Raw genomic sequence first — 22,960 nt, 5'->3', positions numbered from 1 at the left:
AGATGCTCCTTATTATTGAATTCTTGTCCAACGAGTGGCTTCGAAACCGAACAAATAGCGTAAGCCACCAATTAGGTTGGCAAAGTGTCCTGCTACTATGTATGTGATTAACTGACAGTATTTATGGCTAAATATGTATGGGAACAAATGCCCCATAATCGCAATTGAGTAAACAGCGAGTTGTGCAATGGTTCCGATTAAAAATATTGGGTGGTGAATAAGTACGACAGAAAGCACCAGACACATAATCATGAGGTACGGTGTTATCAGCCTTAAACCTTTGCCTGAAAAGAAGGCAAAAGCGACGCCTTTGTATCGTGGCAAAAACAATTCCGCCAAATGCAGTGCTTGTTGCATGTTGCCAGCAGAAATTCTGAGTCGACGTTTAAAATCGTTGTCGGTATTGGTTGCTTCAAGCTCTAATGCAATCATGTCCTTGTCATAATCGACTCGATATCCTTTACGAATAATCTCCATCGGAATAATGAAATCGTCGTTGATAACGTTTTGCTTGAGCGGTTCAAACAAGTGAGTTCTGAACAAATAGAAAGCACCATGAGCGCCAAGTGTGTTACCCAAACTCGCCTCATGCAGTTTCATTCTGCTTTGGTATTGCCAGTATTTGCTTTCACCTTCACTGCCCTTAGAAAGTAACTGGTAATGTCCGTTTACAGCACCAACAGTTTTATCTTTGAAGTGCTGGTTGGCGACCAGCAGGGCATCGACAGAAATCAGAGCTGACACATCGCTCAATGCAGTAATGTCGCTTGATATTGTTAACATCTGCTCATTCACGAGTGCGACCTTGCCGCGGTTCTGTTCGAAGACTCGAATTTCGAAATGTGTATCACAGCAAAAGGCTTCTTGAATCGTGTCCTGAGCCACTTGAGCAGTATTGTCGGTACAACCATCGCAAGCAATGATGACTTGATAGTGCTCTTTCGGGTAGTCCAGACAGGCTAAGTTGCGAATTTTGTCTGCGATCCACTGTTCCTCGTTATATGCAGGAACAAGAATGGTAATGTCAGCACATTGTCTATCTGAACGAGCACTCTTGTAACCACGTTCTATTGGCTTTACTTCTTCCACAGGGTGGCGCTTAGAATACCAAGCAAGTACAAGCGGATAGCCGACATGGTGATAGATGATGAGTCCAGCACAGATTGTGAAGAAAATTCCAATAGTCAGATCAATCATGCGTATTCCTCCTGTGTTATTGCTCTATAGGCATCCACCATTTTTCGAATGTCATTATTGTTGACAACAAACTGGCGTGGTGAGGATTGAGGGGACTCAAGCAACATTTGGGATAGCTTCAAAGCAAGCTCACTACTATTTTCTGCTTGGGCAAGCTGACTTGTTATAGGACATAAGGTTTCATTGGTACCACCAACGTTTGTCGCGACTGTAGGAACGCCACACGCTTGAGCTTCCAGTGGAGCAAGGGGGAAACCTTCACACCTTGATGGCATACAAAACACATCGAGAGCCCGATAAAAGGCTGGCATGTCGTCGACCAAATCAAGAAATCGCACTTGATGAGAGATAGATAAATCTTCAGCCAGTCGTGTTAATGCGTCCTTTTGGCTTCCTATGCCAGCAATAGCGAGAATCACATTGCTATCAATGAGAGGGAGTGCCTTGAGAAGGGTATCGTGACCTTTTACTTTTTCGAGGCGCCCAGCGGAGCCTATGATTTTTCCATGCGCAGGTAGTCCAAGCTCACCGCGAGCCTGTGCCTGAGATCCCGGTTTGAATCTTTCACAGTCTATGCCGTTTTTTATTAAAGTGATATTGGCATAGTTAAGCTTCTCATCTAATTTCTCTTTAACTAGCCCCGCATCTGCCACCAGATTGGGACGGGATAGTTTTAAGGCAAGTCTTTGCAAAATAAGATGTTTTGGGTTGTTAAGATGCCAAGCGTCGTGTTCTGTGTGGACTATGTGCTGAACACCTGCAAGTTTAGCTGCAGTCGCTCCATAAATTAGAGGCCCAATGTGGTGTGTGTGAACGACTCTCGGTTTCATCTGTTTGAAAAGTTTACGCAGTTTAGATATCGCCTCGAAATCAAAGCCAGGTCTCTTAGTTAGAAAGATAAGTTTATCTGCAACACTGTTTAAGCTAGGCCAGTTTGCCAATGTTTCGCAGCGACTTCCTTCGAGGCTTATCAGGAAAACATCTTCGTCTGATTGAGCGAACTTGAGCATGTTGATAGCCAATGTTTCCAATCCGCCTGGTGCCAAATGCTGAACAACATGAATGGTTGTTTTCGGTTGACTGATCATGCGATTTCCTTGGTGTGCGATGGTTTAAACTAGAAATTGCATAACCTGTGCCAAAAAAATGTTCTTATATAACAGTGTGTTAAGTTTTTATGTGTGAGGTGTTTTATTTTGAGATTCGTTATGATTGAAACGGTTTTATTTTAGGAATTGCAGTGATCACCTGCTTGCCTGTTAGAGACTGCAACTCACTCGCGCTTCGAACTGAAGTGTCAAAGAGCTCAATAAGTGTGGCAATACCGCAGCCAAGGCCAATACCAGCGACGAACCCAGCGACAATAAATATGACTATGGGAAGGTTGGCAGGTGAGCTTGGTGTATAAGGCAAATCAATGATCTTGACTCGCTTGTTTTGCTCAAAGATGCCCAGTGAGCCGGTAAGCTGAGCCATTTCATACCTTTGAATCAGCTCATCATAGAGTTGTCTCTTGATTTGAACGTCTCTTTGTAGCTGGAACATATCTTTTGCTTTGTCACCAAAGCGATTCGCTTGTTGCTCAAGTTCTGCAATCATTTTACGTAGGCTTTTGGTTTCTTCGCTCAAGGATTCAAATCTACCTCGCACTAACTGAAGGCTATGTAGCTGGGTAACGAGTAAAGGTTGAATTTCTCCAATCTCGGACAAAGTATTACTGCTCGCAATATCCCATAGTTGTTCGCTACTGATATTTGGTTGTTCAACTTTGAGTAGTTCGGAACGTTCGTTCTCGAGTCTGCGGAGCTCCCTCTGTTTACCGAGCACAGCGCTGTGACTATCAGTGTATTTTGCTCTTAGCAAAGTTAGCTCACTACGAATCTCGATGATTTGGTCTTCAATTTTGCCAACCACAGGGTTGGTTTTTGATAGTTGTTGATCGAGTGAGCCCAAACTACGCTCAACCCCAGAAAGTTCGGCCTCTTTCTCGGCCAGGTTTTGCTTTAGGCTGGCTAGTCTGGCCAGACTCTGGCTCTGCATTTCAGGTGTGACAGAAGCATTTTTGTTCTTAAAATCAGCAAGTGCTGTTTCCGCTAAATCGAGCTCCTCTCTTCGCTTATCAATATGCATGGTAAGAAACTCGCTTGAATCTTTGATCGATGAGCGTTCCGGAGCCAACATTTGCTCTATAAAGTGTTCGCTTACCGATTCTAATAGCTCTTTCATACCCTGAGGTTGTTTAGACGATAGTTGAATTTTAAGAAAGTCTTTGCCTGGCTGAGTCACCGTTAAACTCGCTGCAAGTTCGGCGATGACTTGATCCACTTGAAAAGGGGACATTGAATCGTTAATCATCCCGCGTTCTTTGGCGACGGATTTTAAAATGTGCCGACTTTTGAGTAAGGTACTCAGGGCGGCTAAACGCTCTTTTAGCATGGTGGAAACCGCGATATCCTCCAGAAAAGGATTCATTTTTGCCGTTTCCTGAATCAGCATACTGGTGTGGGATACGTATTTCTCTGGAGCCATTTTACCGACGAAATATCCAGCAAAAGGCATCAACAGCATCGGTAAAACAATCACGTACCTTTGTCTCCAAGCGGCATTAAGTATAATGATAAAGCGCAGTTTCAGTTCATTCATAGTGACTCCAGAAGCTGGTTAACAACTCGACTTCGAGCATCCCAGCTGTCGCGACGAACAATCTTGGTATCAGTGTTACCTTGACTGAGAACCTTGTTGAGTGATTGGCTAAATTCTGTGGCGTTGTTGGCAATTCTGACGTGTGAACGATAAGGAGCAAGCGCTGGAAACGGTGTCGTGACAACCGGTGTTCCAGTTGCAAGATACTCCATCAATTTTAATGGACTACAAGCTTGAATCTGATCATTGAACAAGAAAGGCAGCATGCTAGCATCCCAGTGTTGGCTATAGCTAGGTAACTCACAGTGTGGTTTTGGGCCTAAATAAAATACATTTGGGAAATTCGGCAGAGGATTGTGGTTTAGCTCCAACGGTCCGATAAAAACGAAGTTCCAGTGTGGGTTATCTAAACAGACTTGAGCGATCAATGAATAGTCCAGCCATTGGGATATACTGCCGTAAAAACCAGCGATAGGCTTGCCATTTAAAGGGAGGTCTCGGGCACGGCTTATTGAGGTGTTAAATAATTCATAGTCTACGCCATGAGGGATGTAAGCGGTCTTTGTCGCGTCGAACTTTTTGCAGATTTCCTTGCTTGCACCCAAGATAAGATGCGCTTTCTCAGCCAGTTTTCTCTCATGACTACTCACTGTCTCGTGATCAACACCAGCAAGCGAGTTGAAATCATCGCCACAATAATACACAACTGCAGCTTCATCTAGGTTGCCACATAAATCTGCTGCAGTCGGAAGAGAAGTCCACAAGATTGGTTTGGTTAGCCCCAGCTTTTCGATAATAGGTTTGAGTTGAGTGAGTAGCATGGACTTTGCGATTTCCCTTGCCCACGAAGATTTTGGAGCAGGGATGGTTTTTAAGTTCACGACCGTAATATTAGTACTTAGTCGCTCGTTGCTAGACGAGTAGCCTTGTTTGCCTTGGCCGAGGAGCTTGGCGAAAGCACGAACTAAGTCTTTTTTATTAAACTTAGGCTGACGCAGGCCGATTGAGTTAACCCACAGCACTTTCCGATCAGTGGCGAGTCGAGAAACGATATGCTGTGTACTTGAAGGCAAGCCTCCGAAGTCTTCGCCAAATACGATTAAGTCACGCATTATGCCATCTCCTTACGCGAGAGTTTACGTACCACTTTGGCGGGGTTGCCAGCAGCAACAACGAATGGAGGAAGGCTTTTCGTTACGACACTACCAGCCGCCACAATGGTACCTTGGCCGATTGTAACGTTTGGGCAAACAGTGACATTTGTACCTAGCCAAACATCTTTATGTAAAGTGATGTTGCCCACGTCCTTTTCGCTGTCACCTGCACCCAATGCCCTTTTTTCGGCGTGTAGCGAATGGCCTGAATACCCAAAAAGAAACGCTCTTCCGGCCATTCTCACATTATCGCCGATGACGATGCGCCGACCAACCGCAATGGTGGTTTGCCAACCGATATCGACGTTACTGCCGATGATAAGTTCTGTCTCTAATGATTGAGTGCGGCCGCTAAAGGTACTGTGGCCTGAAATCCTACAATCGTTACCTAAATAAATCTTCAGGGGGCCAGTGACGAGTGGTACACCACCAAACAGATAAAGTCGCTTGCCAAATTGAGTCAGACGCCCTTTAAAGGCAGGAGTATGAATTAATACTCGCATCATATTGGCGAAAAGGGATTGAACGCCTGTGTATATAAAACAGATAGTCTTGTTGAAGATAGTTGGGGTTGGGAGATCGCAGGCGCGAATGTTTTTCAAAATGACAAACAATTTGCGATAAATGGGGTTTGGATTCTCTTTGAGCCAAATTTTGACTTCGTTAATGTGTGTCGCCAGCATAACGGCCTCCAACTTTGAATGTTTACCTTGGAGGTGTTACACGGAACGTGCCAAAAATTAACTGATTATAAAACAGAGGTTTAGATATTAATTTATTCAGTTTTTGGCGTATTCTCATTTTGAGAATGGTTTTGAACAATACGATTCAGGGCGATACATAGAGCGGCAAGAATGTAAATTGGCCAAGTAAAGCCTTGAGTGAGGAATGTGCCTGATACTATGGTTCCCATGATGCCAGCATATACGGCTGCTGCAGTCGCATGAAGGTAAGGGGAGTATTTATCTGGCACAGCATCTAAAAGTGATAGCGTTTGTTTGCTTGTCTTTACCAGTGAATAGATACACCCAATAAATACAATAAGGCCAAGGAAGCCCGTTTCTGCGAGTACACCAAACCAGGTAGAATGCACGGCATGATTTAGTCCGTCCCAATGAGGGCTATAGAAAAAGTAATTGGCGTAAAAGTTGTTCAATCCAACGCCTGTTAACGGGTTGGCGACAGCCATACCGAAAGCGGCTTCCCAAGCATAGAGTCTGCCCATGGCGGAAGCATCAATGCCTTCTTCAGCAGCACCGCCTGATTGTCTGTCCGAAATCCCCGCAGCTGCAAACAGAATAAGTAAGCCGACGGTTCCAATCAAAGCGAGCAGAAACTTGGAACGTATAATACGTAAGCCGAATATTCCAAATACCGCGATTGAACCGAGCAATCCACCTCGGCTTTGGGTGGCGATAACAGCACTCAATGCCAATATCGTCGCGACTAAACCGAGAATTCGAACGCTGCCAAGATGTTTTGTTGTCATTAAACTGATGGCAAAGGCGAGGGGAAACATAAGTACTAGTGACAAGTCATTTGGGTCACCCAAAACTGAGCCAAGCTGGCGACCGATGGTGACACGTGTTCCTTCGACTAGGCCTATACCGTTGATCGAATTCGATAGCGCAACAAGTGCGATTAGGCTTCCTGCTAACACAATGAGGATACTGATGCGTTTGACATTTAGAACGCTATTCACGAGCCATGCGATGGCCAGAGTCATGACGATAATTTTCCAATAGATTGATTTGAAGTAGGTAATGGCCAAACCTGGGTTGGAGGACAAGATTGCACCGACGAGGACCAATAGCCAAAACACTGCAAACCAAGTTAAGCTCTGATGCCAGAACATCTGAAGACTTTTGCTGATTAAGCTGTGCCACAAAAGAGCACTCAATGCGCCAACTGAAAGTAGCAAAGGGATCTTGAGCGAGTAGAGGGCTGGGATGGCTTCGTGAATTCTGAAAAATGAAAATAGGACGAACAAGCTGACCAACCAAAAAGTCTGGTTGAGAACGAAGAGTATTCCAAGAGGCATCATGCAGAGCACAATGGCTAGGGCAGGGTGAGGGATGAGCTTCCAGATAAGCGCGACAAATAGACACACCCCTGAGGTGATAACGGCTGGAAAAAGCTTATCTGCTTGTATCATAACGGTCGCTCCAATTGATTGTGGCGACGAACCTTTTGTGCAACGTTTGCAGTCAGAGCAATGAATTTTAGCTTGTGGAGTAGTGCGATAAGCGCTAAAGGTTGAAGCACAAGCATGAGTCCTGCTGTTTCCAAAGAATGATTGAACCACCCACTGATCGTGAATACAGCACTAATTAGAACAAAACTTAACAATGCACCATGTCGATAGGGAACATGGCACAGTGACTGGCTTAGGCGGTAGATGAGAACAAGACGAATAAGCTGGCCCATACACAAACTGAGCAAGATAGCGGCAACACCAGCCTCTCTATTCAGCCAAGCGATGATCAGTGCTACTGTTGTCGCAGCTGCGTTGATGGCAAAAAGTTTACTTGTCTGCTTAGCATACAAGACACCGATATTGAGCATTTCTACCATTTCCTTGAGCAACATAATCACAATACACAGGACAACAAGTTGACCCGCTGATTGATAACCCGTCGGCAGAGTGAGAACGATAAAACATTGGCTGACCCACATAACAATGACACTCAACATGCACAAACCGATAATACCAAGTTGGGTGTTTTTGGCGGCGGTTTCTTTACCATGAGTCTCTAGGACTTCAAAGCGCTTTGGCATCCACCACATGTGGAATGGCTGGATCAGTATCCCTAAAGCGAGAGAAAACTTAGCAGCAACCGCATAGATACCTAAGCTCTCCAACGAGTGTGCTTCAGCGATGATCCATCGTTCAGCACCAGAAAGCCCAAATGCGACCGCTGCTGATAGCATCAATGGCAACGAGTATTGGATGTAGCCTTTGTACTGGATAAGAGTTGGCAGCTTAAAAGAAAACTTGTTGTGACAATGGAGGTACGTTATCTGAATTAGGGCACATAGAACGCCAACACTAAAGAGTAAGGTGACGTCTGGTTTGCTGGTGAGTATCAAAATCACCAGTGAGACTTGGATCAACAAAGTGACACAGCTTATCTTAAAAAAGGTGACGGCTTTGTTGTTTAGTCTTAACCACGCTAAGCAGATTGCAAGGGGCGCCTCGACGGTTATCACTACCGCAAGCAGCACCATTTGTTCAGTATTGATGGTCCAAGCCGTTGGGGATATTGCCAAATAACCAGCTGCCAATAACCCGACTATTACAAAGGATGTGAACAGAGAGCTGGAGTACAATTCGCGCGCTCTAGAGAAACGAAGCGCTTCATTCTTTTCGGTACCGATGAATCGATACAGGTTTTCGTGCATTGCTAAACCAACCAACAGACTAAAAAAAACCGTAGTAATAGACAGTAGTTCAAGGTGGCCAAATTGCGATGGTGTTAAGTAACTGGTCATCAGGGGCAGCATGAAGAGTGATGCGCCCTTCATCATAAGTAGGCTTACAGCATAAAGCATGATGCTGGTGACATTGTCTTGTTTCAACCACTGCAAAATTTTATGTCGCATAACAACTTCCTTAGTGGCTCTGAGGGTTAGGTTCACGAGATAGTTTGATGTAGGGATTAGGATCGATGATCTTGACGAAGTCGAAGTAGTGTTGTTCGGCTCTGTACTCTTGGGCTATCTTTAATCCGTTATCTATACAGCGTTTGAAAATGTCGCGATTTTTCACGACATATATCAGGGCGTCAGATAACGAAGCAGCGTCACCAGCTACATACTTGATACAGTTGAGATTGTGTGTCAACTGTTCGTCCCAGTACGAACCATCTTGAGGAATTACCACGCACATTCCTGCTGCCAACGCTTCTAGAATGGACAAACCAAACGGCTCTTGATGGCTGGTGGAAACAAAGATATTGGATTGGCTTCGAATCGTATCGAGCTCTTGAGGATCTTGGTACCAGTTGGTGTGTTTGAGCACAACCGGAGCGGTACTTGTCGGAATCGCAGTATCAACGGGTCTGATGTAGCAGATGTTAGATGCGATTGGCTTTATGGTTGCAGCGTGTTTAAGTGCCCCAACAAACAAATCCAGTCCTTTCCATTTGAGCAAAGATGCTGCCCAAAAGCAGACGGGAAAATCTATTTGGCAGCGTGTTGGCCATCTGTCTACGGGTAAACCATTAACGAAGGTATGGTATTTGGGGGACATCAGGTACATGTTGACAACAGAGCCAGAGTCTTTTATGGACGTTTTACTTTCCAAGTAAGTGCTCAGCGCTGAAGAAATACTCGGTCTGCAGGACGGCAAGTAAAACACGTTGTCAGCTACGGTTAAGCAATAGCCAATAGATCTTGAATTGCCAATGTGGCCATGGATAAATTGAACTATTTCAATGTTTTTTAACCACTTTACAATGTAAAGTGCCATGTCCATACCAGGCCCAGATGCACCGATGGCTCTTTCAATGCCCTTATACTTGACTAAGATAAAGAGAAGGCAAAGGGCAATATAACACTGGTTTAGCCAATATAAGAGCCCATAATGCTGCTTAGCCAAAGGTTTAATCAGCGGTAATGCAACGATATCAACTGAGTGCGATGCTACAAGTTTCGTGCTATTCCAGTAATCGACATCTGCTGTGACGATAACGAATTGGTTGATATCTGCTCTGCACAAACTTAACGCCTCTACAGTGGCAATTTTTGAACCGCCCTTGAATGTTATTGGGTCGAAGACAAGTGTTTTAGTCACGTTTGAATTAGCCATGCTGACCTCCCATCGCTATGCGCTTCGCCAAATAGGTTTTTAGTGGGATAAATGTGCGCCAGAAAGAGAATGAGGGTTGGTGGGATAGCATAATTTTCTTGTAAACACCGATGATGCGACGGCTTGAAAGCGAAACATTAAATTTGGTTGCAATGTGTTGACTGGCATGACTGGCGAGCTGTTGTCCAAAGTCAGGGTTGTCCACTAATACTCGCATGGCCTTACTCAATGGACCCACTCCGCTGTTTGGGTAGAGAATTCCTGTCTTGCCGTGTTGAACAAACTCTGGGATACCACCTTCAAAAGGTGCGACAACGGGAATTTGAGCAATAGCTGCTTCGGCAATAACAAGTCCAAAAGCTTCACTTCTCGCTCCACTGACGAAGGCATCACAACCTTTCAACCAACCCACAACATTGCGTTGCTCACCGACAAAATGCACTCTGTTTTCTAGGTATAAATGTTTGGCGTGCTTCTCAAGTTCGTTTCTTAGTGGGCCGTCTCCAATCACTACAAGATGGGTGTTAGGATATTCGAAGTTCAGGTGTCTCAACGCGACAAGAATCCGGTCGATGCCTTTACGATGAATGAGGGAACCAACGGTCGCGTACAAGAAATCATTGTCATTGATCCCCAGAGCTTTTTTTGTTTCAATCATCGGTTGTTGGCCAAGCTTGTCAACGTGCAGTCCATTGTGAATCACTGACAAATGTGCACTTGGGTACCCTTCTGATTTGAGTTGACTGGCGACATACTCACTCACGGAGATGATGTGTGGCGATAAGTGCAACCCTAATGTCATTCGATCTCTAGCCGGGTAGGGGCTGTGGAGCTGGGTCACCATAGGTACTTGTTTGATTCGAGCCGCTAGGACCATCCATTGACAAGGAGCTCCGCTATTGACATGAACGATGTCGATACGTTCTTTTGTAAGGATTTTGCAGGCTTTTCGAACTAAGTAGCCCCATCCAAGAAAGTCGAATCTGGGGGCCAGCCACCCGAGTAGAATAGGGAATGTGTCGGCTTGGGAGGCGATACTATTGCGTAAAGCGTAACGGTGTAATGAAGAATTATTGGTCCAAAGGTGTACCGCGAACCCTTGGTTGGAACATTGTTCCATAAGGTCAATGAGGCATTGTTCACTGCCACGAATCCAGTCATTACCGTAGTGAACAAACAGTATTTTTTTCTTCATTGCTATTCCCCTATGCCATTTTATTAAGGGACAACGCAATTGAGATGCCAAGTTCTAAGGTAATCTAACTATATGAATAAGCTAGAAAAATAAAGAGCACTATTTTTAAAAGGTATTTTTCTCAATATGAGAAGCAGATTGACGACCAGATTCCTTATAGAGTTTTAGCAATTTAGGAATGATGGCAGAGGAGGAGTATCGGTTTCGAACTGTGTAAATGGCTTGTTCGGAAATTTTCAGTTTTTCTTCGTTGGTTAGCAGCTCTAAATCGTGTAGTACATGAGTGATTTGCTCTGTTGTCTCGACTAAAAAACCATTTTTACCGTTGATAATAAGCTTTGGTAGGTCGCCAACGTCTAACGCTATGACAATACACCCTCTTGACATTGCTTCAAGAGCTGCCATAGGTAAGCCTTCAAATCGAGAACAAATAATGAGCACATGTATTTGATCCCATACGACGTCCATATCATCTTGATGGCCGTGCAGTTGAACATTTTGTGGCGCTAATTGGGATATTTCTAATTCTAAAGGGCCAGAGCCGTAGATATGAAAGGATAAATCTGGGTGACTTTTAGCACACTGAAGAAACCTATCTGGTCCTTTTTCATGACTCAATCGACCGACAAAAGCGATTTGTTCTCCGTTGCTTAGACTGGATTTTGAATCGTCCATGAAATTGTTCACCCTAAGGGTAGTTGTGGGAATTTTGTGACTTACTTTCTCACTCACGACAAGCGATAGTGTAGAAACAAAAGCGGTGTATCGGTCGACAAAATCATAGAACCATACTTTACCTGTTGGTGTTTCACCTGCGTGGTAAGTGGTGACTTGTTTCACGCCTGTAAAAACACGTGCACATTTAGACAGTAAGCTTGCTTTATACCCATGCGCATGAATAAGCGTCGGTGACGATCGCCTGATTTTTTGGATAAGAGCGAGCAAAGGGAGAAAAGATAGGTCAGATAAGTAACGGTAAGGGATGGATACTTTATCCAACTTTTCGACTAGGGCAGAGTGCCGATGATAACGTTTTACTAGGAGTACCTCGACGTTCACTTCGTGTTGCTTGAGCCCCTTAGCAAGCTCAAGCACATAGGTTTCGATCCCTCCAAACGTTAGACTATCAATGACAAGCCATACGTTAATCGGCGTATTGCTGCTCATCTTCTTCTGCTTCCCATGCTTGCTTTTTACGATATACAGTTGATGGACTTAACTCGAGTAACACCGCGGCATTGAGGACGTTACCATCGCAAAAATCAATTGCCTGCTGAATGGTTTCTCTTTCAATCTGCCACATCGGGCGTATCGTTATTGGCGCGGTATTTTGTGTGTCGAGATTTTCAGGCTGTGCATTGGAAACAGGTATAGGCGTGTCTATCGCTGTAACAGGTTCAGTTGGCGCAGGGGCTTTGTAGCTCATCGATGCTTGCACTTTGGGCTTAGTGGTTTTATTACTTTTGGATATCTGTTCAGGTAGATGAGCTACAGAGAGCTTTGTTTCGTCATTGAGAACGACTATGTTACGAATAACATTCTGCAGTTGCCTCACATTACCCGGCCAGGAATAGTGCTTAAGCAAAGACTCAGCATCCCGGTTGATACCATTAAACTTTTTACCATCTTCTTTGGCGAACAACTTAAGGAAATGTGTTGCAAGTGTGGCGACATCAGTTCCGCGCTCTCTTAATGGTGGCATCTCAATCGGCACAACATGAACACGGTAGTACAAGTCTTCACGGAATCGTCCTTCTTCGACTTCTAACAATGGGTCACGGTTGGTCGCACAAATGATACGCACGTCGACCTTCATTTCTTTTGAACCACCAAGCGGAGTAAAAGTACCCGTTTGCAAGAATCGCAGCAGTTTTTTCTGCATTTCGAGTTCCATCTCGCATAGTTCATCAAGAAAAAGTGTTCCACCATGCGCTAACGATGCCGCTCCCTTTCTGTCGGTAGTCGCACCTGTGAATGCCCCTTTGACATGGCCAAAAATTTCGCTTTCCATCAGATCTTTAGGGATGGCACCACAATTGATGGCAATAAAAGGCTTATCGTTTCGTTTACTTTCTTTGTGGATCGCTTCCGCGCACACTTCTTTACCGGTACCGCTTTCTCCTATGATAAAGACGCTCGCTGATGTTGGAGCAACAGAGTCGATGATTTTGTATACGCCCTGCATGGGCAGGCAGGAACCAATGAATCCATGGAAACGATTTCTATCGAATTTCGCTTCGATATCTTCGACTAGGTGCTCGAGTTTGGCTTGTTGTAAATGAAGGTTTATCGACGTTTTGAGGCGGTCAGCCTGAATTGGCTTTTCGAGAAAGTCTTTCGCTCCCTTCTGGAGCAAGCTTACCGCGATATCTACTGAGCCGTGTGCGGTTGCAACGACGACAGAGGTCGGCACTTGGTGCTCGTTAATCCAGTCCAAGATATCTTCGCCATTCATGTCCGGAAGCTTGAGGTCCAAAATCACAAGCTGGGGTACGTTTCGTTCTATGAATGCCTTAGCATCACGACCCGTTTCAACATGAAACAGGTCAAACGCTTCATCTTTTACGTACTGTTTGTAAAGGACTGCCAGAGAAGTGGAGTCTTCAATAAGTAGTACTTTTGCTCTCATGTGACGTTACCTTGTTGTATCTAGCCAGCTGGTTCGATGAAGCCCAGCGTTTTTCTGTATTCAAGAGCAGCTAGTGATTTTTCAGCCAGCTCTTTGAGTTCTTCAGAGAGTTCAAATGCTTGTTGTTCATGATTCTCTAAACACATGCACTCAATCTTTCGTGCAAGATTAGACAATACTCGATTACCCAGTGCCAGAGAAGAACTGCCCAATGTATGGCTTTCAAACTCGAGGGTTTCTTTATCTCGCTCTTCCATTGCTTGATATATCTTAACCAAGCGTGCGTTAGACTCCTGTATGTAATGATCGATCAGCATTGGGAGAACATCAGCACTGGTGTCTTCTATCATTTGCTCTAAAACTTCTTCGTCGACGAGTTCTAAATCCACTTGTGTGTTCTGATTCATAGGATGATTGCTAACGGTTTGTTCGAGAATTTGCGATTCCTGCTCTAAATTATCAGATTTTTCAGCAGAGTTGTTCGCACCATCACTTAAGAATAGATTAATTTTTTCAATTAGTTGTGACAAACGAATCGGTTTTGACAAATAGTCGTCCATCCCTGCATCGAGGAACTGCTCTTTATCCCCGGATAGAGAATGGGCAGTCAATGCAATGATGGGGATGTGACGAACTTTTTCATCAGCCATTGAACGTATGTTTTTACAGGTTTCCATACCGTCCATTTCTGGCATCGATATATCCATAAAAATAAGGTCGTAGTGGTACTGTTCGACCATCTCTAAAGCGCGCAGGCCATTTTCGGCAATATCCATTGAGACACCGATACGTTTGAACATTTCGCTTATCACCAATTGATTCGCTTTGTTGTCTTCTGCCACTAGAATACTCGCATCAGATACCTGTAGTTTGTTGTGGCTTTGATTTTGGTGAGTGGAACAAATAAGCTGGTCTGCGAGTTCAAGTTTGATTGAAAAGGAGAAAGTGCTGCCCATTAATGGTGTGCTCTCGGCCTCAATGTTCCCGTCCATGAGTTCACAAAGACGCTTGCATATCGCGAGCCCCAATCCAGAGCCCTCCTGACTCCTTGAATAGGTTTGATCGACCATAGTGAATTCGTCAAATAGATAGTCCATTGCGCTACGGTTTATTCCGACGCCAGTATCAATGACTCTGCACACGATCTTGACTTGATTCCCTTCGACGATCTCAGTGCTGACTTGAATCGTAACGCTACCTTCTTTGGTAAACTTCAGAGCGTTGCCAATCAAGTTGTGAAGGATTTGTTTAACGCGGTTTTCATCGCCTTGAACATTTGCAGGCACTGAGCCGTCAAGAATACAGTGCAAATCAAGACAGCGAATTTTTGCAGATGGTTTAAATGTTTCAACAACATTTTCTACGCATTGGCGAAAATTGAATGGCTTGTGCTCTAATCGCAATGTGTTGGACTCCATTCTTGTGAAATCCAGAATATCATTGATGATACTGAGGAGAAACTGACCTGACTCTGTTGCTGTGTTGACTAGTTTCTTCTGTTCTCGAGTGAGTCGAGACTCTTCAAGAATGTTCAAAATGCCCAAAACGCCGTTCATCGGTGTGCGGATTTCATGTGACATCGACGCTAAAAAACGGCTTTTCGAAACGTTTGCCTGTTCGGCTTCGAATCGAGCGTGTTTGAGGTCATGATAGCTTTTTTCGAGTTTTACAGACATATCGTCAAAGGCTCGCGCGACGTCCCCCAGCTCGTCTTTCGATTGATCGTTAAGTCGGAATCCTGGTCCTTGTTCACTGACTGTATTGGCTGCCTCGATGAGCTTTACTAGGCTTCGGGTTAGATAGGTACCTAGGAAAAACGAGAATATGGCGACCAAGATCACTTCGACAGAAGCAATCGCTATTATTGCTTTTTGAGCGCTAGTTAACATGGAATTGATTGCGGAGATTTCGAAACCAATATCTATCGTGCCGTAGTTTGCCCCTCCATTTATAACTGGCACCTGAGTGTCGAAAATTCCATCATTGACGGAACCTAAAGTGTAATCAACGGACATCGTTCTCTGGAGTAGGGCTTTATCACCATCACATGATAGTTCTTGGTCACCCCGCATCACCCTTATGTAAGCGATGTCCTCGATGGTCATAAACTCCTTTACCAAGTCATCCAAGGTGGCAATGTCAGTGGCTATCATTGCATCCTTTGCCGCATGTGCGAACATGGAAGCGGTCGAGTTCGCTCGTTGGATGAGTTGTTTTTCATTAGAGTTGGAGAGAAAGCTCATCGCGCTGACCGTGAGTACGACGAGCATAATGACCTCAATAAAGGCGATCCCAAGTATGGTTTTCATTCTAAATGACATAGCGGGTCCCCCCTGACTAATCCAATAATTTAATGTTGAGTGCTCTAACGTCGTTCCAATCGCTATCTTGTGCTGATACAAAACCTTTCAGTTTAAGTGCCTCTAGATGTGCTAACCCTTCAGGGGAAACGCCAAATCCCATAAGCGCTTGCTGAAGTTTGTCTTTTACCTCGTTATTTAGGTTGGGATGAACGGCGATGGCGTGAGGGGTATAGCCTTTGGTGGTCCAAATCGGAGTCAGTTTCTGCCGAGTTTCCTCGGGTAACGCCATGTAGGTTCTTATGATTCCTCCCCCTGCAGGGAAGAAGCCTTTCGCAACCGCTAAGTAGACTGAATCATGAGAAGATACGTAAGATGGCTCAAACGTTATCTGGTTCTGTTGCAGATAAGCTTGAGTCAATACAGTTGCTGCAAAAGCTGCCGGTGAGGGGAAGGCCAGCTGAGCATTATTCAGGTCTTCAGGTCGGGAAATATCACTGTCTGTGCGGACAACAATGATGCCTTTGAGTTGTTTGTCTTTGGCTTTTGCAATCGCGCTGTACCCTGTTGTTTCGCTGAATACAGTGTAATGGTAGGGGTTCATATAAGCGATGTCATACTCACCATTTTTCAAACGTTTTTCAAACGTTGGAATGTCTGATGCTGTGCTAAATAGAATCTTTTTCCCTGTTGCCGCGGAGAGGTATTCGATGATCGGCGCCCATTGTTTAGCAAGCTTGCTCGCAGAGTGCTGGGGAACAACACCGAAAGTAATGGGCTCAGCATGCAAGGGCACAGAAAGGGATGTTAGTAGAGCAAAGTAAGAAAAGTTTTTCATAATCAATCCTTAGGCAGAGTGAGCGAGAAACTCGTTAGTAACCAGTTTTTGCGCCCATTTTTCTCTCCATGATTGGGGGATAAACCTTAATCTTCGGATTTCTCTTGCCATTTCTTGCCCCAATGTCGCTTGGTTCTTTAAGTTCAAAATGGAACCTAATAATGAGATCTTCGGGCTTTGGAGTAGTTGTTGCGATTTTTGAATTTGACCAGTCGACGTTTTCCCACCCATGACGACCAATACGGTTTGGTCACACGCACTTGCAACGACCTGAGCGGGAATGTTTCCGCGGTTTACATGAAGTAAAGGTGAGGTGTCACAAATGACTCTATCGTAGTGCTGCAGCCATTTATCAACGGAACCACTCAACACACTCGGATCTTTGTAAGCGAGGAGAGTCGACGTTTGCTCCGGGACAGGTAAACCGGTGAAAAGTTGGTGGGAAGATTTGTGTTCCAGCAACACACCTATATCATCGCCTTGATCGGTAACGGAGAGTGCGGGCTCAAATGCCGGATGAAACAAGTTTAGATCCACCAGAAGGGTTTTATGTCCGCCGAGTAAGTAGCGCTCAGCCAAAGCGGAAGCAATGGACGTGACGCCGTCACCTGAGTTGCACCCAGTGAGACACACAGAACGTGCCTCGGCCAATTCAGCCGCGAGGTAGATCTGCTCTACCTCTGTCAATGTAGCAGGAATAATCATTACAACGCTCCTATTAATACAATGGTGGTTGTCAATCGTAGGATGTCTTCAAGGCCTACTCGCGCTCTTTCAAGGATGCTCTCGCTACGGTCTGGAATGTAAATTGTGTCACCTGCACGTAGCACGGGAAGTTTGTAAATGTTAGCTGTTTTGCTGAAGTCTACGAGGTCAAAAGTACGAGCTTGACCTTGGCAACAGGACATGTTGACGATTGAAATTTTTTCTAAATAGGCTCGTTCCGATGGCCCTCCAGCTTCTGCAAGAATGTCAAGAATGGTCATGTTGTCATCAAACACATAGCGCCCAGGGCTGTTCACTGCGCCAAGCACGCGAACTGTTGACTCTTTACTGGTATCCAGCCAAATTTTGTCTTTCTCTGGGATGTAGATTGTGTCACCCATTGTCACTTTTGGTAGCAGGCTCTCATCCCCAGTTTCGAAATAAAGGGACAGATTAAGTTTGCTGACCTTTGAGTAAGTTTTGTCTCTGTGAGTAATTTTGATGTTATGAATGTCGGCATCTTTAGTTGGGCCATCGGCTGCAGACAGAATATCCAGAAAATGCATTTCTTTTGTAAAACGATAGCGACCCGGAGCGTTGACTTGACCGAAGACATAGATAGAGGCATCAGAACTTTGGCGTACCCACTGTGATTTATTGTCAGAAGGATCTTGTGGCAAATCATGGATGCGAATGATGGTACCGGCGCTGATAGTAGGCAGTTCCGACATAGGTGCTCCGTTGATGATAAACTCGTCTAGGTTGAATGTCTCCATTTTGCCGTTGGGTGTCACCACCTCTATTTTTGATGTATCAGCCCGCAGAGTTGGCCCACCCACATGCGCCAGAAGATGCATCATGTCCATTTCATCAGACCACTCTATACGTCCTGGCCGAACGACTTCACCGATGACGTTGACAGCGCGGTCTGGTGAGATCTTTAACCACGATTTCTCGTTCATGTCGGTTTTTTCAGGCACAAATATAGCGTCACCTGGGTTGATTTGAGGTGGCGCTTTGGTGGTTAAACCTTCTGTGTAAGCCGTTAAATCAAACTTGATGACTTGTCCGTTTGCCTTGATGAGGCGAATTTGACGGGATTCTGCGTAACGGGTTGGTCCGCCTGCATTGGCCAGAATATCCATAAACGAAGCGCCTTTTTTGCCCTCATAAGCGCCTGGGCTCTTTACTTCACCCATGATGTAGATAACGTTTGAACCTGCACGGATTTCTTCTTCCTGTTTAGGGACGAAAATCGTGGTACCCGGTTGAAGGACAGGAAGAAGTGATGTGTCACCACTGTCGAGATACTCTTTCAGGTTAAAAATTTGAGGCTTGTTATTGCTGATGACACGGATCTGCTCAACGGAAGCGTATCGGGTTACTCCACCAGCACGCATTAGAATATCGACTAAATCTGCCGTATTTTTGAAGGTGAAGGAACCCGGTGCGTTGACTTCACCGAATACCTTAATCGCGGTTCTGTTGTCTCCGCTATCACCCGAATTGGCTAGCTTACTGGCATCAAACTGCTGCTCAATGTTACCCACCAGAGGTGAAGCCGGGACAAATATGGTATCCAAAGATTTAAGCTTAGGCAGCAGAGTCTCATCGCCTGTGTCCAAAAAGCTTTTGTAATTGAAAGGAAACTTTTCCTTTCCACGCTTAAGAAGCAAGTTGTTTAACTGGGCACCCGAGCGTAAACCACCAGCGGCATGGATAGCCATTTGAACATCAGCACTTTTTGATAAAGTATACTCACCGGGAGAGTTTACATATCCCTGAATAGAGATAAGCACTTGCTGTTCTGAGATATAAACCGATGCAGTAGACAGATCTCGATATACTTTACTGAGGGCGTTTAGTACTGATTGTTGGAGTTGGTTTTCTGTGTATCCTGCCACGTACAGAGCGCCAACTTCAGGTAAGTTGATTCTACCGCGTTTATCGACTTGGAAGCCCTTGTTTAACGTTTCTTCGCCCGGCAGATTAACCTGAATCATGTCGCCGATTTGAACGCGTTCTAACTCAGCGTTAGCAGAAAAAGAAAATAAGCAGGCTAGGGTAATTAATATGAGTTTAATCCACATGATAATAACCTCCATTCAACTTGTTCTCTGCTAGCTCGTTGGTTTCCACAACTTCAATGCTGACCCTTCGATTGGTGAGTCGAACTCCGTCGGATTCTCCTTCAAAAAGAGGTAAAGATTCGCCAAGAGATTTAGCCTCGATCCTTCTTGGTTCCAGACCAAAAATAGTTAGGTAGCGTTTCACTTGTTTTGCTCTACCCATCGCTAATTTTTGGTTCTGAAGTTCATCTCCAACCGAGTCTGCATGGCCAGTAACGGTCAGGTTTAGTGACTTGTGCTCTCGCAAAATGTTGGCTGCCTGGGCAAGGTGCCCCATGTATTTTGGGTTCACTTCTGTTGAGTTGAATGCAAATTGGTTATCTACATTCAGCAGGTTGTAGAGCTTGTCAATGACTGCCAATTGTTGCTGAAAAGAAAATTCATCATGTGGCGGGACACACTTAGCTTGTGACGTGACATAATCAAGTTGTCTCTCGAGTTCGTCCAGACGTTTGCGTTGGATGACGATGTCGTTGGCTGCATCCAGCAACAATCCCCCTTCGAGCTCTCTGGCGATTCGGCTCTGTTTTTCAAGTGCCTGAACGACAGCTGCTGGGAAGCACCAGCGAGCACCTTCACGGATGAGGGCATCAAGGTGGAGTTTTGCCAATTGCCAATCGAAGCGCAGTCCGTGTTCAGGGCCTAACGGTTCGTCGGGCATAACAGGGGTGAAGCTAGACTGAATGTATTGTTCTGCAAGTCCCCCGCGTCCCTCTTCGGGGTAACTGCTACAGCCAATTACGCTGACTATAGGCACTATCAGGGCTATGTGTTTGATGTAATTTACCATGCCAACTTCCTTTGTTAGTGAGTGAAATCTCGTTTATTGTTTTAGTGAGTGCGAGAGTTCACAGGGATTGCTTTGTTGATACGCAATAGGTTGATTATCTCCAGTGGTTGACCAGTGACATTCTCGATGCGCATTAGACGCTCTCGTTCTACTAAGCGTTTATAGAGGTACACTAGGGCGCCAACACCTGACGAATCCAGAAAACGGACATTGCGGAAATCGATTTCGACTTCTCCGTGCTGGTCAGCGATAATTTCATCAATATGTTTTTGAGCGTGTCGACTGCCATCAGCATCTAAGTTGCCATCAATTTGAAGGGTAAGGATTTCATTAGTTAGTTCAATTTTACGTAGTTCCATAACGATATCTCCTCAGATAGTTTTCTTAGATAAGGCACTTTACGTGCCAAGAAATAAACGCATAAAAAACAATTGCTTATATTTTATCTCCGTAAAGTTCTCAATTTGAGAAATGACTTTTCTCAGACTGAGAATCATGCCTATAACTAAAAAGTAGTTGAGGTTCACTGCAACTGATACATCTCTAGGAGTAAGAAACATTTGAGGTTACTCGAATTGTCACTGGCTATTGATTGAACTTAAGCCAAGAGGGCTGAAAATCACTTCGCTAGGAAACTGCTGGAGTTCGGGTATGCAAATTAGGTTAACCAGTATTGCTATTGCCATTGGAGTCGCTACATCTTTTACTGCTTGGTCAAACAGTCAATCATTGAGTGCTATGCCTTTGGTACAGGCCAACCCTTATAAGAACGACATGAATATTGACGAGTACTGGAAGAGTGAAAAACTCGATGGCATTCGAGCTATTTGGAATGGCAGTCAATTGATGACACGCAGTGGTAAAGTCATACATGCACCTGATTGGTTTACTAAACCCTTACCTGATGTCGTCGTCGAAGGAGAATTATGGGCGGGGAGAGGAAAGTTTCATATTGTCCAGCAAACAGTGTTGGACAAAGAGCCTGTCGAACCATCTTGGAAACAGATCGATTTCATGCTGTTTGATATGCCACAAGCCGTCGGTGACTATCAAAAGCGGTATGACAATCTTCGTGATTTAGTGGAAGACATAGTCGCATCACACATTAAGTTTATTGAGCATACGCCGATTCGCTCTGAACAGGAACTGTTTCATGACCTAGACAACGTCATCGAGCAAAAAGGTGAGGGGTTGATGTTAAGGAAGATCACAAGCCGCTATCAGGCTGGCCGTAGTAGTGATTTACTCAAGATGAAGAAGCACCAAGATGAAGAAGGCTTGGTGGTTGGTTACAAAGTCGGTAAAGGAAAGTACAGCGGTCAGATGGGAGCGCTACTTATCCAGCTGGATTCGGGTATAGAATTTTACATAGGTACAGGCTTTACTGATGAACAGCGCCGCAACCCGCCTAAACTCGGTTCAATCATCACATTTAGATACAGTGGCTACACGCAAAACGGTGTGCCTAAATTCGCGCGTTATATGAGAGAAAGACCAGAGTATGTTAGCGAGTAGGAGAGGCTCCGCAACGTTTGAACAAGTTTTGCCAATACTCGATATGTTCTTTGGTCGCTGCTCTGAAATCTTGGTGATATTGTTTGATCGGGTATTGATAGTTTTCGTGGCTTGTATCGACGAAGTCTATTAAAGGGTTGAGTTCATTGTAAATGCTATCGACTTTGGCGAGGTATGGCTGTATTTCGCCAATGAAAAACTCATTAAACACGTTTCTGAGGTAGCGAAATTTAGTCGTATTTCTTCCTTGACCGCATATGATGGTCTCATCATGACCTTTTAGTTGTTGAGTTATGACGTTTAGCTTATTTGCGGCATTGAGCATTGAATAGCTCAGTGGTCCTAAAACGGCATTTTTTTCCAGTACTTCCTGATAGGGCGTAAGTGCGTTTAAAGTGCTTGTGTAATCCAGCGTTTCACTGCCTGAAAATCCAGAATCGATATGATTGAATGCTTGAATGACCGGAGTGCTGCCTCTACCTTGCTCGACGGATAACCATTCTGTCGCTTCCAGTTGCTGGCGCATCGCATCACTTGAAAACACTAGGTTGGTAAAATGCGCTGGTAATTGTTTGAGCTTCTGTTGTTGGATTGAAGCTAATTGTGTTTTAAGCGCAGAGGAAATGTTAGGGCTCGTTAAGCAGCGCTCGATACCGTAACTCACTTGGACTTGGTAATCGAAATTTCGAAACTGGTCCTGAACTTTGCCTAATACTGAATTTTTTTCTGCAACAAGATTGAATAAACCGCATTTTCTAAGCTCATAACTGTCGAGAAGACCTATGCTAATGCTGGGGATCGTAATATGCAGCTCTCTTTTCGTTGGCAGGAACACATTGACATTATCCGGCATTGTCAACGCTGGTCTATCTTGGACATTGGCGATGCGGCTTAAATAAGTGTCTAAACTGGCGTCCATCGGGCTCTTGATAAAATCACAAGCAGAAAGGAAACACAGTGATGCTAAAACAACAAAGATACGCATAGGTATGATAAATAGTGAAACAGTCAAGGGTTGTTATTAGTTTACGAAATAAATGCAAAAAAGGTCAGCA

General features: G+C 44.7%; 19 protein-coding genes. 1 reads left to right on the top strand and 18 read right to left on the bottom strand.

Annotated features, from left to right (window positions below; genetic code table 11):
- Positions 1–12 precede the first annotated feature (12 nt).
- The 17 genes from TW84_RS00855 to TW84_RS00775 all read right to left on the bottom strand — a co-directional run bounded on the left by TW84_RS00855 (position 13) and on the right by TW84_RS00775 (position 20,749).
- Complete coding sequence (locus tag TW84_RS00855; protein WP_045973740.1) at positions 13–1,197, bottom strand: glycosyltransferase family 2 protein; 1,185 nt, start codon at positions 1,195–1,197, stop codon at positions 13–15.
- On the bottom strand, positions 1,194–2,285 hold the full coding sequence (locus tag TW84_RS00850; protein ID WP_045973738.1) for a glycosyltransferase: 1,092 nt from the start codon (positions 2,283–2,285) through the stop codon (positions 1,194–1,196). The genes TW84_RS00855 and TW84_RS00850 overlap by 4 nt, the downstream gene beginning before the upstream one ends.
- A gap of 118 nt (positions 2,286–2,403) precedes the next feature.
- On the bottom strand, positions 2,404–3,840 hold the full coding sequence (locus TW84_RS00845; protein ID WP_045973736.1) for a GumC family protein: 1,437 nt from the start codon (positions 3,838–3,840) through the stop codon (positions 2,404–2,406).
- The gene (locus tag TW84_RS00840; protein ID WP_045973734.1) at positions 3,837–4,952 is read right to left on the bottom strand and encodes a glycosyltransferase; all 1,116 of its coding nucleotides are present in this window, start codon (positions 4,950–4,952) and stop codon (positions 3,837–3,839) included. The genes TW84_RS00845 and TW84_RS00840 overlap by 4 nt, the downstream gene beginning before the upstream one ends.
- Positions 4,952–5,677: an acyltransferase gene (locus TW84_RS00835; protein ID WP_045973731.1), complete on the bottom strand. Its 726-nt coding sequence runs from the start codon at positions 5,675–5,677 to the stop codon at positions 4,952–4,954. The genes TW84_RS00840 and TW84_RS00835 overlap by 1 nt, the downstream gene beginning before the upstream one ends.
- A 92-nt stretch (positions 5,678–5,769) precedes the next feature.
- Entirely contained in the window at positions 5,770–7,149 is a 1,380-nt protein-coding gene (locus tag TW84_RS00830) for an O-antigen ligase family protein (RefSeq protein ID WP_045973729.1), read from the bottom strand.
- On the bottom strand, positions 7,146–8,597 hold the full coding sequence (locus tag TW84_RS00825; RefSeq protein ID WP_045973727.1) for a lipopolysaccharide biosynthesis protein: 1,452 nt from the start codon (positions 8,595–8,597) through the stop codon (positions 7,146–7,148). The genes TW84_RS00830 and TW84_RS00825 overlap by 4 nt, the downstream gene beginning before the upstream one ends.
- Positions 8,598–8,607: 10 nt before the next feature.
- Positions 8,608–9,804 (bottom strand): glycosyltransferase, encoded by a 1,197-nt coding sequence (locus TW84_RS00820; protein ID WP_045973725.1) that lies wholly within the window; start codon positions 9,802–9,804, stop codon positions 8,608–8,610.
- The gene (locus tag TW84_RS00815) at positions 9,797–10,999 is read right to left on the bottom strand and encodes a glycosyltransferase (protein WP_045973724.1); all 1,203 of its coding nucleotides are present in this window, start codon (positions 10,997–10,999) and stop codon (positions 9,797–9,799) included. Before TW84_RS00815 ends, TW84_RS00820 begins: the two co-directional genes overlap by 8 nt.
- 105 nt (positions 11,000–11,104) lie before the next feature.
- A complete protein-coding gene (locus TW84_RS00810) occupies positions 11,105–12,166 on the bottom strand; it encodes a glycosyltransferase family 4 protein (RefSeq protein WP_045973722.1) in 1,062 nt (353 codons plus the stop codon).
- Positions 12,144–13,628 carry a sigma-54-dependent transcriptional regulator gene (locus TW84_RS00805; RefSeq protein WP_045973720.1) on the bottom strand — a complete coding sequence of 495 codons (1,485 nt, stop codon included), beginning with the start codon at positions 13,626–13,628 and terminating at the stop codon, positions 12,144–12,146. The genes TW84_RS00810 and TW84_RS00805 overlap by 23 nt, the downstream gene beginning before the upstream one ends.
- 20 nt (positions 13,629–13,648) lie before the next feature.
- Entirely contained in the window at positions 13,649–15,949 is a 2,301-nt protein-coding gene (locus tag TW84_RS00800; RefSeq protein ID WP_045973718.1) for a response regulator, read from the bottom strand.
- A gap of 16 nt (positions 15,950–15,965) precedes the next feature.
- Positions 15,966–16,766 (bottom strand): phosphate/phosphite/phosphonate ABC transporter substrate-binding protein, encoded by an 801-nt coding sequence (locus tag TW84_RS00795; RefSeq protein WP_045973715.1) that lies wholly within the window; start codon positions 16,764–16,766, stop codon positions 15,966–15,968.
- A 9-nt stretch (positions 16,767–16,775) separates the two neighbouring features.
- Positions 16,776–17,471, bottom strand: a complete 696-nt coding sequence (locus TW84_RS00790; RefSeq protein ID WP_045973713.1) for a P-loop NTPase family protein — start codon at positions 17,469–17,471, stop codon at positions 16,776–16,778.
- Positions 17,471–19,561 (bottom strand): SLBB domain-containing protein, encoded by a 2,091-nt coding sequence (locus TW84_RS00785; RefSeq protein ID WP_420806535.1) that lies wholly within the window; start codon positions 19,559–19,561, stop codon positions 17,471–17,473. The genes TW84_RS00790 and TW84_RS00785 overlap by 1 nt, the downstream gene beginning before the upstream one ends.
- Positions 19,551–20,390 carry an OmpA family protein gene (locus tag TW84_RS00780; RefSeq protein ID WP_045973711.1) on the bottom strand — a complete coding sequence of 280 codons (840 nt, stop codon included), beginning with the start codon at positions 20,388–20,390 and terminating at the stop codon, positions 19,551–19,553. The genes TW84_RS00785 and TW84_RS00780 overlap by 11 nt, the downstream gene beginning before the upstream one ends.
- Positions 20,391–20,431: 41 nt before the next feature.
- Positions 20,432–20,749, bottom strand: coding sequence for an STAS domain-containing protein (locus TW84_RS00775; RefSeq protein ID WP_045973708.1), 318 nt, complete (start codon positions 20,747–20,749; stop codon positions 20,432–20,434).
- A 292-nt stretch (positions 20,750–21,041) separates the two neighbouring features.
- On the opposite strand from TW84_RS00775, the gene TW84_RS00770 reads away from it, so the two are divergent.
- Positions 21,042–21,905 carry a DNA ligase gene (locus TW84_RS00770; RefSeq protein WP_045973706.1) on the top strand — a complete coding sequence of 288 codons (864 nt, stop codon included), beginning with the start codon at positions 21,042–21,044 and terminating at the stop codon, positions 21,903–21,905.
- On the opposite strand, the gene TW84_RS00765 is transcribed toward TW84_RS00770, so the two are convergent.
- The gene (locus TW84_RS00765; protein ID WP_045973705.1) at positions 21,895–22,824 is read right to left on the bottom strand and encodes a DUF3080 domain-containing protein; all 930 of its coding nucleotides are present in this window, start codon (positions 22,822–22,824) and stop codon (positions 21,895–21,897) included. The two genes, TW84_RS00770 and TW84_RS00765, sit on opposite strands and share 11 nt — an antisense overlap.
- Positions 22,825–22,960: the final 136 nt, after the last annotated feature.

It is taken from the genome of Vibrio neptunius, from assembly GCF_000967495.1.
Classification (GTDB): domain Bacteria; phylum Pseudomonadota; class Gammaproteobacteria; order Enterobacterales; family Vibrionaceae; genus Vibrio; species Vibrio neptunius.
Note: the sequence above shows the minus strand (reverse complement) of the source record. Positions and strands in the feature narration are given on the sequence as shown.